Below are 12,197 nucleotides of genomic sequence, written 5' to 3' on the forward strand. Positions count from 1 at the left end.
TTATTGATAATTCTCATGGATCTCCCAATTCTCTAAACTTAAACCTTTCATTGGCAGCAGGTACATGCTCGCGCTTCATTATATCCTCAATTCTTTCGACAATTTCGGGATGCTGTTGCGCTAGGTCGTTTTGCTCTTCTATATCTGTTTTTAAATTATAGAGCTCAATCTTTAGGTTGCCTTCGAAGATGTTTTTACGGATACCTTTCCAGTCGCCAATTCTTACAGCCTGTTGACCTTTGTAACTTGGGAATTCCCAGTATAGGTAATCATGTTCAGGTTGTTTCTTACCTAATAATTCAGGCAAGAAACTGATGCCGTCAATCTCATTTGGAGCCTCTATTCCTGCTACTTCACATAAAGTTGGCATCACATCGTAGAAAACAGATTGATGCGCAGAAGTACTACCCTCCTTTATTTTTTGGGGCCAACTGGCCACAAAGGGTACCCGAATGCCACCCTCATACACATGTCCCTTCGTTTTTCCAGCTCCGTTGGTAAATGGTTTTGAACTCTCAAAATGTTCAAAATCAACACCACCAGTATAAGTAGGACCATTGTCGCTGGTGAAGAGAATCAAAGTGTTTTCGTAAATGCCCAGGTCTTTCAATTTTTGGATCAATTCCCCCAAGTGCTGGTCCAGCAACGTTATCATGGCTGCATAGGATGCCTTAGGGTAAGGATTAGGAAAATATCCTTGATCTCCAATATAAGGTTCTTCGTTACCAATAATATCTAGATACGGTTTTGCGTATTTTTTTGGAATTTGCAAAGGCAAGTGGGGTAGCGGAGAAGCATAATAAAGAAAAAAGGAGCTGTCCTTATTGTGCTCCATAAAGGTCAATGCTTTTTCGTGGATAACATCAGGTGCATATTCCGGTTGGTAAAACTTATCGTAACTTTTTTCATCCAATGGATTCAAGGAGGAGTCCAATCGTTCATGAGGAGCGATCAACTCATTTTTGAGATACACTTTGTTCTCGTTTTCCCATAAGTGACTTGGAAAAAGATTATGAGCCTGTCTTTGGCAATTGTATCCAAAGAAATAGTCAAAACCCTGTTTGTTGGGGACACCTTCAGTATTTGGTGCGCCCAAACCCCATTTTCCAAAAACTCCAGTAGTATACCCGGCTTCCTTTAATTTTTTGGCAATGGTTATGGTGTTTTCAGGGATAGGTCTTTGACCTTCCAAATTTGGGTTGCTGAATGCTTTTTTATAATCCCAGACCTCTCCACGTTCCCGCCATTCATCATTCCCTCGGATATAGGCATGCCCAGCGTGTTTTCCAGTCATTAAAATATATCGTGCTGGAGCGCAAACCGGGGCGCCGGAATAATGCTGAGTAAATTTCATGCCCCGCTCTACTAGTGAATCAATATTTGGAGTTTTTATAATTTCCTGCCCATAGGCCCCAACTTCGCCATAACCCAAATCATCTGCCAAGAAATATATGATGTTGGGTTTTTCTGATTGACTAAACAGAGAGATTCCGCAGCATAAAGCTGCTAATACGGCGATTTTCGTTCTTAAGTGCATGTGTTGGTTTTTAATGGGCTTCAAGCCAATTTTCACCTAGTCCAACTTCCACATCCAGCGGTACCGCAAGTTGATAGGCATTTTCCATTTCCGATTTGATCAATTCTTTTACTTTATCCAATTCTGGCTTGTAGGCATCAAATACCAGTTCATCATGTACTTGCAATAGCATTCTGGTCTTATAACTTCCTTCTGCTAATTTATTGTGGATATTGATCATTGCAATTTTTATAATATCCGCAGCGCTTCCTTGGATTGGAGCATTAACGGCATTTCGCTCCGCGGCACCTCGAACTACCTGATTCCCAGCATTGATATCCTTCAAGTATCTTCTGCGGCCCAAAACGGTTTGCACATAGCCATTGTCCCGTGCAAAATCCACTTGTTCGCTCATGTAGTTCCTTAATTTTGGATAGGTCTTATAGTAGGTCTCGATCAATTCTTTGGCTTCTGACCTACTCAAGTCGGTTTGATTGCTTAAACCAAAGGCAGAAACGCCATAAATAATACCAAAATTGACAGTTTTTGCATTGCTTCGTTGCTCTCGTGTGACTTCATCAATGGGAACGTTAAATACTCTAGCTGCTGTGGATGCATGGATATCCTCCCCGTTTTTAAAAGCCTCGATCATGGTGTCTTCCTCACTGAGTGCAGCGATGATGCGTAGTTCAATTTGTGAATAATCCGCCGCCAAAAGGGTGTAATTCTCATCTCTTGGAATGAAAGCTTTTCGCACCTGTCTGCCACGTTCTGTTCTGATTGGTATGTTTTGCAGGTTGGGGTTGTTGCTACTTAATCGCCCGGTTGCAGCAACGGTTTGCATATAATCCGTGTGTACCCTACCACTATGCTCCTGTACCTCATTGGGTAATGCATCCACATAGGTGCTCTTTAATTTACTGAGACCTCTAAAATCCAAAACATTTTGTATGATTTCATGGTCCTTGGCCAGGTAGGATAGTACATCTTCAGCGGTGGAGTATTGACCTGTTTTGGTCTTTTTGGGTTTATCTACCAATTTGAGCTTTTCAAACAGGATTTCACCGAGTTGTTTGGGTGATGCAATATTGAACTGTTGTCCTGCCGCTTCATAGATTTTTTGCTCCAATGAGTTGATATCCTTATCCAAATCGGTTGATAATTCGTGCAAAAAGGATTTATCCAGATTAATACCTTCGGTCTCCATGTCTGCAAGTACTCGAAGCAGTGGTATCTCGATGGTCTCGAATAGGGCATCCGTTTTTGCGTCGGCCAATTCTGGCCTAAACTGCTGCGCAAGTTGAAGCGTAATATCGGCATCCTCTACCGCATATTCTGTTTGTTTTTCCAAAGGAACTTGACGCATGGTCAATTGATTCTTTCCCTTTTTGCCAATCAATTCAGTAATGGATACTGGTGTATAATTAAGGTAGGTCTCAGCCAATACGTCCATGTTGTGTCGCATATCCGGATTGATGAGATAATGGGCCAACATGGTATCAAAGAGTTTTCCTTTGACCTCGATACCATAATTCTTCATCACCTTGATGTCGTACTTCAAGTTTTGTCCTACTTTTTCAATTGTTTCGGATTCGAAAAAGGGTTTTAAGACTTCCAATAATTCCAGAGCTTCTTCGTGTGATTCCGGAATTGGCACATAGTAGCCCTTTTTGGCCTCCCAACTAAATGCAATACCTACAAGCTCCGCAGCCAGGGGATTAATTGAGGTAGTTTCGGTATCGAAACAAACCGATTGTTGCTGCATCAATTTTTTCATGAAAAGATCAAGTCCTACTCCCGGATTGATGGTTTGATAAAGATGACCAACATCTGCCACGGTATTTCTTCCCGAGCTATCTTTTATGGTTGCAGGTACGTTTGAGGGGTCGCTTCCAAACAAACTGAATTGACCACTACCTGCGGCTGCAGCTTTTGGTGTTGAAGCCGTCCCTTTTTCCTCAGTTGGATTCGTAGGTGCTTCTGATCTGAAAATTTTGATAAATTGATCTTTCAGTCTTCTAAATTCCAATTCGTCAAATAGGTGTTGTACCTTTTCGGTATTAGGTTCCGACATTTCGTAGTCGTCCGCATTGAACGTAACATCACAATCAATTTTAATTTCCGCCAATTTTCTGGATAATCTACCTAGCTCAGCATTGGCTTCCACTTTTTCCTTCATCTTACCTTTCAGCTGATCGGTGTTGGCAAGTAGGCCTTCCAATGAATCGAATTCTGCCAAGAATTTTTTGGCGGTTTTATCGCCTACGCCTGGAAGACCCGGAATGTTGTCACTGGCATCACCCATCATTCCCAAATAATCAATGACTTGCTCCGGACGTTGAACACCAAACCGCTTTTGAACTTCAGGAATACCCCATATTTCTATGCCATTTCCCATTCGAGCAGGACGATACATAAAAATATTTTCAGAAACCAATTGTCCAAAATCCTTATCCGGAGTTACCATAAAAACCTTATAGTTTTCTTTTTCAGCCTGTTTGGCAAGAGTTCCTATAATGTCATCTGCCTCATAACCTTCCAAAACCACTACTGGGATGTTCATGGCTTTTAATATATCCTGTATATAAGGAACTGCGATACGGATTGCATCTGGTGTCTCATCACGATTAGCCTTGTAATCTTCAAAAAGTTCCGTGCGTTCCACACTGCCTCCTTTATCAAAACAAACGGCCAAATGATCTGGTTTTTCCCGTTTGATCACATCAAAAAGGGAATTCACGAAACCCATAATTGCAGAGGTATCCATTCCCTTGGAATTGATTCTAGGGTTTTTCAATAAGGCATAATAGCCTCTAAAGATCAAGGCGTAAGCATCCAGAAGGAAGAGTCTTTTTTGATCTGACATAGGTATTGGTTAGATGTTTGAAATTAAAAAAGCAATTGATTTTGAATAGCTTTTAAAGGTAGAAAAAAGATGCTGGAATGCAGCTTCAAGATTCTAAAATCCGGAATGAATGCAGGGGTTATCCGTTGTAAAAACTTTCCACCGATTTGTTCTCATGCCCATTTTCCGAAAATTCACGATAGGTAAAACCTGGATGAACACAATATCCGCCGGTTTCTCCATTTTTATTTACCGCAATAAAACCTATTTGGAAATCTTTTCGGCCTTCATTTTTCTTCATAATTCGTTTTACCCCTTCTTCGCAGGCATCTTGTGGGGATTTACCTTGTCGCATCAATTCAACAATTAAAAAACTGCCCACAGTACGTACAACTTCTTCTCCAACGCCAGTGGCAGTAGCTCCCCCAACCTCATTGTCTACGTAAAGGCCAGCCCCTATGATAGGTGAATCACCAACTCGACCTGCCATTTTATAACCCATTCCGCTCGTGGTACAAGCTCCGGCAATATCGCCGTTGGCATCTATGGCCAACATACCAATGGTATCGTGGTTTTCTATGTTGATGATTGTTTCATACTTAGACTCCTTTTTCCATTCTTCCCATTCCTTTCTCGATTGTTCGGTCAATAAATTCGTTTTTTCAAAGCCTTGTTGATAGGCAAAAAGCTCCGCACCTTTTCCTGCTAAAATCACATGTGGGGTTTCTTCCATCACCTTGCGGGCAACAGATATAGGATGGGCAATGTTCTCCATACACATCACAGAACCGCAATTGGCATCCTTATCCATAATGCAGGCGTCCAAAGTCACTCTACCTTCCCGGTCGGGTCTACCACCAACACCTACAGTTTGGTTGTTGGTATCCGCCTCTTCCACTTTCACGCCTTCTTCCACGGCATCCAAAGCACTGCCATTTGCGCTTAAAACTTCCCATGCTTTTGCTGATGCATTTTGGAAATTCCATGTACAAATTACTATTGGCTTAATTACTGCCGCCATTGCATTTGCAGTATTCGTGGATGTTTCAGTTTTGCAAGAAGCTAGAACAGGGGCAGAGATGATGCCGGCCGTTGATAGGCTGGATTTTTTTAAAAAATTTCTTCGTTTCATGGAATTGGTTTGACCTTAACTTTGGTAAGGATTATTGTTGTTATCTTGAAAACTTAAATATAGGAATATGCTTGTAGAAGTCTGTGCCAATTCATTGGAATCTGCTTTAAATGCACAAGAAGCTGGGGCTGATAGAATTGAGTTATGCTCGGAGCTAGGTGTTGGCGGGATTACGCCCTCATTTGGTTTGTTGAAACTGGTGAAAGAGCAGTTGCATATTCCTGTGCATGTCTTAATCCGCCCAAGAAGCGGACATTTTAGTTATACGAATCATGAACTGGAAACCATGTTGAAGGATATTTCCTTTTGCCGTGAACTTGGGGTAGAGGGAATTGTCAGTGGTGTGCTGCATCCGAATTTTGAATTGGATATCTACAATACGCAAAAGTTGATGGCGCAGGCCGAGGGAATGTTGTTTACGTTCCATCGTGCATTCGATTGGGTGAGAAATCCAAAGGAAACCTACCAAAAATTAGATAATCTGGGGGTTGATTATGTTTTAACATCTGGGCAACAAGTAAATGCCGCTAAGGGACTGGAGTTGCTTAAATCTTTGAATGAAGCTTCGGAAAATTGCATAGTAATGGCGGGTGGAGGATTGAATCCGGAGAACATTTCATTGTTCAAAAACGCAAAAATGAAGGCGATTCATCTTTCCGGTACAACTTTTGGAAATTCCATGGATTTAAAAGGAAAACTGCCGATGAATTCGGCAAATCATTTAAAGGAAGACGATGTTGCCGTAACAAATACAGATAAGGTTCGTCAAATTGTACACAGCGTTAAATAATCGCCAAAAACCACCGGTCAAAATCGAAAGAAATATCTTTATAAAAAATTTTGCATGCCTAGGTTCCTCATTGTACTCTCAATAATTTATGTGGTTTTGGCCATATATGGCTTTCAAGGATTCAAGACCCTGTTTAAAAGTACGTGGGTACACCTATTTTATGGGCTGCTTTTTTTGGCTGCACTTCTTAATTTTATAATTCGCGTAATCAATTATACTCCGGGTGATGGGGTTAGAGGCCAACTAGCCGTGGCTGGGGGAATATTCTTTTCTTTTTTGATTTTAGGAATTGTATTTGGCATATTCCTATTGCTGGAAGATGTGGTCCGACTGTTTGTATTTGGCTATAACAAAATAGCAGGATTGACGGAGCCACAAACCAATTTCTTTCCATCTCGTAGGAAGTTTATCAGTGGGATTGCCTTAGGTATTGCCGCCTTGCCATTTGGTGCGCTGCTTTATGGTATGTATCGTGGAAAATACAATTACAAAGTCCTAAAATATGAAATGGCTTTTGATGATTTGCCAGATGCTTTTGATGGCTATCAAATTACCCAAATATCAGATGTGCATAGCGGTAGTTTTGATAATCATGACAAAGTAGCCTACGGAATAGATTTGATCAATAAGCAACAAAGCGATGTGATCTTGTTTACCGGGGATATGGTTAACGATAAAGCAGTGGAAATGGAACCATGGACAGCACTTTTTTCAAAGCTGGAGGCTAAAGATGGGGTATATTCTGTTTTAGGGAATCATGATTATGGGGACTATACATCATGGCCATCCGAAGAAGCCAAGGCTCAAAACCTGCAAGATTTGAAGGACCTGCAAAAGGAAATGGGGTTTGATCTCTTATTGGATACACATCGCTATTTGGAAAAAGACGGTCAACGAATTGCCTTATTGGGGGTTGAAAATTGGGGTAGAGGTGGCTTTAAAAAGGCAGGGGATTTGCAGAAAGCCAAATCTGGTGTTGCTAAAGAAGATTTCAAAATTCTGATGAGTCATGATCCATCACATTGGGAAGATGTGGTTATTCATGACGACTATCATTTCCATCTTACCTTAAGTGGACATACCCATGGTATGCAATTTGGAGTGGAGATACCCGGTTGGGTAAAATGGAGTCCGGTAAAATGGCGATATAAATATTGGGCAGGAGTTTATGAAGAGCTCAACCAATACATCAATGTTAACCGCGGCTTTGGATTTATCGGATATCCAGGTAGGGTTGGTATATGGCCAGAGATTACCGTGATTACCTTAAAAAAGAAAGGTTTAACGTGAATTTAACGAAGTAGACTTGGGGTTAGTTAACGGGGTCATCAAAATTTTAACAAATTTTCTTACTTTTACCCTGTAAACCTAGGAATATTCATGTCTAAATTTGGTGAACTTATCGATTTAAAAGTGCCAGTGTTGCTGGACTTTTATGCAGAATGGAATGAACAATCTACTTCCATGCACCCTGTGTTGCGCGATGTTGCAGCGGCCTTGGGTGATAAAGGAAAGGTAATCAAGATTGATGTGGACAAAAACAAGGAGCTTTCCCAAGCTCTGCGCATCAAAGGGTTACCAACATTAATGATCTATAAAAAAGGAGAGATGGTCTGGCGACAGAGCGGTGAGCAAGACGCTAATACGCTAATCGGCATCTTAAACGAGTATATTTAAAAAAAGCGAGGTTTTTCACCTCGCTTTTTTTATTCCAATGCTGTTGTTGTGTCCCTTGGAGCTTCAATAGTATCCATAGGAATTGTATCTCCCATATCTGGGTCTGGTTCCGGGTCTTCAAACAAGTCTTCATCGCCGTCTCCCATAAACTGGGAAAACTTATCAATGTATTCATTGAAAATCAATGTTTCTGAAGTAGCCTTATCGCGATCTTGGTTTTCAATTAGGATGTCAATGATTCTTCGATATGCCTGCATATCGGCCAAAACTTCATCCAATTGTTCATATTGTTCATCTAATGGAATTCCAGAGTAGTATTCCAATCGTTCTTGATATACCTTTTTTAACTTCTCGAACAACGCCCTAGCCTTCTCCTTTTCGCCAACCTTGTAGTATCCATCCATATAGGGTTCAACGAAAGCGTAGAAGCCATACGATTCAACTGGCATATTGGTCATGGCTATATCAATGACCTCGCTTGCTTTATCAATCTTGTTTTCTTGAAGTAGTTGTTCCAGTAATCTGGCAAGATTGCTTCGGAACGACAATCCCTGGGAACGTGTTTGAGGGTCGTGGTATATCCCAGTATCTCCAGAGTTCCCCCAATCCCATTTTTTGATGATATTGTACATCAAATCGCTATCGATTCGGCCCATTTCAAAAGAACTTTCGTTCTCGGTCTTTATCGGCACCAATTTATAAATCAACCCGTCAAGTTGCAGGTATTCTTTCAACCAGATATACTCTGCACTGTCAAAGCTACCTCCTGAGAAATAAATTGGTCTTTTCCAATCATTATTCGCCAACAGGTCCAACATCAATATCCTGTTTTTTGGTAATGCTCCTTGTGGCAAATCAATATCGATATAATCCAAAATCAAATCTGCATCCTCAGGTTTTACCAAGCCACTATCCAGTACATTTTGTTTGTTCACAGGAACACGGATTTTGTTTGTAGGATAGTAAATGATATTCAAGGTGCCTTCCGGAACAACACTGATATCAGCGCCTTGCTTTTCCAACAAATAGCGGTATTTGGTTTGAGGCTTATCACTCCCAATCCAATTGATGAAGTCCTTAATATCCCATCTGTTATCCGTTATGCCCTGGTAATAAACTGCATCTCTTGAACCATAACGATATTTATCATGGGTCAATTGAGAAGGTATCGGTTGACTTTCATAAGCTTGACGTTTCATTTGATCAATGTACCAGTCCGTTGCAAATAAACTGGTGTTCACAATACGGACATCGGTTCTATGTCCTTCTATTTCCTGAACATACCAAAGTGGAAAGGTGTCGTTATCTCCAATGGTGAATAAAATGGCACCTGCATCCTCTTGGCATGAATCCAAGTATGCTTTGGCAGTTGATTGTGCAGTATACCTGTTTGCCCTGTCATGATCATCCCAATTTTGATAGGCCATGAGTAAGGGTACTGAAAGTAGACATAATGTAGTCAATGCCGGTGCGGCTATCTTGGCTGAAATCAACTTTCGGAATTCATCAAATAAACCATAGACCCCTAAACCAATCCACATACAGAACACGTAGAAAGAACCTACTAAGGAATAGTCTCTTTCCCGTGGTTGGAATACATAAGGGTTAGTGTAAAATTGGATGGCCAAACCTGTAAACATAAAGAATACAAAAAGCACCCAAAACTGTTTCGGGTTTTTTGAAATCTGAAATACAATTCCTATTATTCCTAATAGTAAGGGCAAGAAGAAATAGGTGTTTCGGCCCTTATTATTGGTCCAATCGCTTGGAAGATTTTCTTGACTACCTAATCTTAAACTGTCAATAAATCCTATGCCGCTCAACCAATTTCCATTTTCATCGTAACGCCCTTGGACATCATTTTGTCTACCTGCAAAATTCCACATGAAGTAGCGCATATACATGTACCCAAATTGGTATTCGAACATATACCGAATATTCTGGCCCAGACTAGGTGGCTCCACTTCGATATATTCTCCAAATTCCCTCAAGAATCTCATGTATTGTTCGGCATCCAATTCCCCTCGGTCATAGGAAGCTTTAAAATGGGCTACGGCTTCGCGAAGATCATTTTGGGATATGTATTCAGATTTGATTTTGAAATCCAATACACCAAAATAGCGCATATAATTTTCCGCATGTTGGGCACTCCAAAGTCTAGGTAACCAACCTACATGTTTTTCATGCGGACCTTGGATGGCTCCTTTGTAATTGTTCACAATGACATACTTCCCAAGTTTTTCATCTTTTTCATACTTAGGACGATCGTCTCTGTCTTCACCGGCAGGAGCAAAAGTATCTGAATAGTAGGCTCCATAAAATGGACTGTCAACTCCCGGATATTGTTCACGGTTGTAATACGCCAATAAGGAACGGGCATCTGCAGGATCATTTTCATTCACAACAGTCTTGGCATTGGCACGAATAGGTAACATTAACCAGGATGAGAATCCGAGAAGTAGGAACATTAGGCAAAGGATAACAAGATTCCCAGTCCTAAATTCGTTTTTCCGAGTATACCGTAAGGCAAAATAAAATGCTGCTACAAATAGGAGGCCCATTATGATGGTTCCAGAGTTGAAGGGAAGGCCAATGCTATTGATAAAGAACACCTCGCTCCAACCAAAGAGTTTTAGCACATAGGTCAAAGAGAATTTATAGACTAGCATCAACAACGTTATAACAACGATGTTTGCCAGTAAGAAGTTCTTTATGGTCGTCTTTTTGTAGGTTTTAAAATAATACAACAAGCCGATTGATGGAATGGCCAAAAAGCCCATAAACTGGATTCCAAACGTGAGTCCAATCACAAAGCAGATCAGCAGTAGCCAACGATTGCCTCGGGGGTCGTCCAAATTATCAACCCATTTTAGACCCATCCATAATAAAAGGGCCATGATAAAACTCGCCATGGCATATACTTCCGTTTCTACGGCATTGAACCAAAAGCTGTCTGAAAAAGTAAACGCCAAAGCACCTACTAAACCACTACCGAAGATTGCAATCGCCTTGCTGTTTGAAATTAGTTTTTTCTTCTTGATTAGCTTTCTGGTCAAATTGGTAATGGTCCAAAATGTGAAGAGTACAGCAAATGCACTAGAAACAATAGACACGGCATTTACCATCAATGCGATTTTAGTGGTATCGCCAAAGGCAAAGATGGAAAAGAAAGCCCCTATCATTTGTAATAATGGTGCCCCTGGAGGGTGTCCAACCTGTAATTTTGCTGATGTGGTAATATATTCACCAGCATCCCAGAAACTTCCCGTGGGTTCTACGGTTAGCGAATAAACGATAAGTGCTATTGTGAAAGTGGCCCACCCGAAAATGGTGTCCCATTTCTTGAAGTTTTCTGCAAACATATATATGGTCTTAACCAGTTGGGGCGAATTTAGTAAATATACTAGAGACGCTTGGCTAATTTTGGAAAAGCTTTAACAACAGTTGTCTATTGAAAAAACCTTAGGATTCTGAATATTTTATTTGCTGAAATGAAAGTTTGTTATAAATTTGCACCCTCAATTACGGTAATGGCCCATGGTGTAATTGGCAACACAGCTGGTTTTGGTCCAGTCGTTCTAGGTTCGAGTCCTAGTGGGCCAACAAAAAGCCTCCTTATATACCAAATATAGGAGGTTTTTTTATTTAGGGGAAAATAGGCTTACATTCTTAATGATTTTGAAAACAAGGGAATTGTCGTATATTTGCACCACTGAACGGATATAAAAGTATTCATGAGGGGACTTCGAGTCCCCTCTTTTATTACTTGTATTTATGCTAAAGGAGAAAGTAGAAACTTTATTGAACAATGCGCTTGAGGAAAATCCTGCTTTGTTTTTAATTGATTTTACTGTTGGAAATGACAACACTATTCGTGTGGTGTTGGATGGTGATGAAGGGGTCAATCTTCAAGATTGTATGAACGTTAGCCGGGCCATTGAGCATAATTTAGACCGTGAGGAGGTTGATTTTTCTTTAGAGGTAACATCTGCGGGTGCTACCTCACCTTTACAATTGCCACGTCAGTTCAGGAAAAATATAGGAAGAAAATTAACGGTCCGTACCAACGATAATGAATTTGAAGGTACACTGGCCGAAGCCACTGATGATACAATTACCTTAAAGTGGAAGGCACGTGAGCCTAAGCCGGTAGGTAAAGGAAAAGTAACGGTTCAGAAGAAGGAAGTCATTGCTTTTTCTGAAATCCATCAAGCAAAAGTTGTTTTAAAATTTTAAT

At 40.7% G+C, this 12,197-nt stretch carries 8 protein-coding genes and 1 tRNA gene; 5 read left to right on the forward strand and 4 right to left on the reverse strand.

Going from position 1 to position 12,197, the window contains the following annotated elements; translation table 11 throughout:
- Positions 1-13 precede the first annotated feature (13 nt).
- The 3 genes from M3P19_RS12515 to M3P19_RS12525 all read right to left on the reverse strand — a co-directional run bounded on the left by M3P19_RS12515 (position 14) and on the right by M3P19_RS12525 (position 5,493).
- The gene (locus M3P19_RS12515) at positions 14-1,537 is read right to left on the reverse strand and encodes an arylsulfatase (RefSeq protein WP_249658023.1); all 1,524 of its coding nucleotides are present in this window, start codon (positions 1,535-1,537) and stop codon (positions 14-16) included.
- Positions 1,538-1,547: 10 nt separating this feature from the next.
- Positions 1,548-4,382 (reverse strand): DNA polymerase I, encoded by a 2,835-nt coding sequence (polA, locus tag M3P19_RS12520; RefSeq protein WP_249658024.1) that lies wholly within the window; start codon positions 4,380-4,382, stop codon positions 1,548-1,550.
- Positions 4,383-4,500: 118 nt separating this feature from the next.
- Positions 4,501-5,493: an isoaspartyl peptidase/L-asparaginase family protein gene (locus M3P19_RS12525; protein WP_249658025.1), complete on the reverse strand. Its 993-nt coding sequence runs from the start codon at positions 5,491-5,493 to the stop codon at positions 4,501-4,503.
- 67 nt (positions 5,494-5,560) lie between these two features.
- Between M3P19_RS12525 and M3P19_RS12530 the strand changes: the two genes are divergently transcribed.
- The 3 genes from M3P19_RS12530 (at position 5,561) to M3P19_RS12540 (ending at position 7,960) form a co-directional block, all read left to right on the forward strand.
- Positions 5,561-6,283, forward strand: coding sequence for a copper homeostasis protein CutC (locus M3P19_RS12530; protein WP_249658026.1), 723 nt, complete (start codon positions 5,561-5,563; stop codon positions 6,281-6,283).
- Between the two features lie 54 nt (positions 6,284-6,337).
- Positions 6,338-7,573, forward strand: a complete 1,236-nt coding sequence (locus tag M3P19_RS12535) for a metallophosphoesterase (RefSeq protein WP_249658027.1) — start codon at positions 6,338-6,340, stop codon at positions 7,571-7,573.
- A 90-nt stretch (positions 7,574-7,663) separates the two neighbouring features.
- Complete coding sequence (locus M3P19_RS12540; protein ID WP_036382448.1) at positions 7,664-7,960, forward strand: thioredoxin family protein; 297 nt, start codon at positions 7,664-7,666, stop codon at positions 7,958-7,960.
- 29 nt (positions 7,961-7,989) lie between these two features.
- On the opposite strand, the gene M3P19_RS12545 is transcribed toward M3P19_RS12540, so the two are convergent.
- Positions 7,990-11,322 (reverse strand): glycosyltransferase family 117 protein, encoded by a 3,333-nt coding sequence (locus M3P19_RS12545; RefSeq protein ID WP_249658028.1) that lies wholly within the window; start codon positions 11,320-11,322, stop codon positions 7,990-7,992.
- A 169-nt stretch (positions 11,323-11,491) separates the two neighbouring features.
- Here M3P19_RS12545 and M3P19_RS12550 point away from each other — a divergent pair.
- Positions 11,492-11,563 (forward strand) — tRNA-Gln (locus M3P19_RS12550).
- Between the two features lie 171 nt (positions 11,564-11,734).
- On the forward strand, positions 11,735-12,196 hold the full coding sequence (gene rimP, locus M3P19_RS12555; RefSeq protein WP_249658029.1) for a ribosome assembly cofactor RimP: 462 nt from the start codon (positions 11,735-11,737) through the stop codon (positions 12,194-12,196).
- Position 12,197 lies beyond the last annotated feature (1 nt).

Origin of the sequence: Flagellimonas spongiicola (assembly GCF_023502425.1) — a bacterium.
Lineage (GTDB): Bacteria > Bacteroidota > Bacteroidia > Flavobacteriales > Flavobacteriaceae > Flagellimonas > Flagellimonas spongiicola.

Coding starts and splice junctions, on each gene's coding strand:
- M3P19_RS12515 (WP_249658023.1), bottom strand. CDS start 1,537: ATGCACTTAAGAACGAAAATCGCCGTATTAGCAGCTTTATGCTGCGGA.
- polA (WP_249658024.1), bottom strand. CDS start 4,382: ATGTCAGATCAAAAAAGACTCTTCCTTCTGGATGCTTACGCCTTGATC.
- M3P19_RS12525 (WP_249658025.1), bottom strand. CDS start 5,493: ATGAAACGAAGAAATTTTTTAAAAAAATCCAGCCTATCAACGGCCGGC.
- M3P19_RS12530 (WP_249658026.1), top strand. CDS start 5,561: ATGCTTGTAGAAGTCTGTGCCAATTCATTGGAATCTGCTTTAAATGCA.
- M3P19_RS12535 (WP_249658027.1), top strand. CDS start 6,338: ATGCCTAGGTTCCTCATTGTACTCTCAATAATTTATGTGGTTTTGGCC.
- M3P19_RS12540 (WP_036382448.1), top strand. CDS start 7,664: ATGTCTAAATTTGGTGAACTTATCGATTTAAAAGTGCCAGTGTTGCTG.
- M3P19_RS12545 (WP_249658028.1), bottom strand. CDS start 11,322: ATGTTTGCAGAAAACTTCAAGAAATGGGACACCATTTTCGGGTGGGCC.
- rimP (WP_249658029.1), top strand. CDS start 11,735: ATGCTAAAGGAGAAAGTAGAAACTTTATTGAACAATGCGCTTGAGGAA.